Here is a 551-nt window from a genome sequence, read left to right as displayed (position 1 = left end):
GACCGAGAAACGTATCATCTCGTAGGCAGGAATTTTTGCATCACCGTAGCTAGGATGAGGCACTCGCTGATAAGCGTGTTCGAAGACGCTATCAAGTTCATCTGTCGATAGAGGAATGGCTGGTGGGTTTACCCAAACATAGCGTTGATCGTGAGGCTGAACAATGGCTCGGGCATTGGCTGGATTAGTTTCCAGGTGCAGTATTCGGGAGGTGTGAGCATAAAGCACAGGGTCCTTGGAAACCTTTTCAAAAGAGGGGAGTAAGATAAATTCTCTCTCTTTATCAGCGCTTTGTTCTGGAAATGGTAAAATTTTGATTGGCTCTGCTTTATCGACTTGCTGATTGTCGGCGCATTTACTTGTCGACTCGGAACCTTCTATTTCAGTTTCTTGATAAGGGTTTTTCTGGAACGGGTGGTTCGCTGGGTCAAGCGCTTTTGGTTTTTCGATGCGCGAGGAATCTTTTATATTCCAGCCTTCTGGCAATTCTTTTAGTAGGCAAGCTGTTCCTTTGATATCTTTCATATCCTTGGGGTGTTCACCTCGGGATA

1 pseudogene is annotated in these 551 nt (G+C 45.6%); it reads right to left on the bottom strand.

Features of this window, described 5'->3' with window-relative positions:
* Window positions 1–551 (bottom strand): annotated as a pseudogene (locus A3735_RS10510) (YgiQ family radical SAM protein); the annotation flags it as partial.

The sequence above is a fragment of the Oleiphilus sp. HI0061 genome, assembly GCF_001635675.1.
Note: the sequence above shows the minus strand (reverse complement) of the source record. Positions and strands in the feature narration are given on the sequence as shown.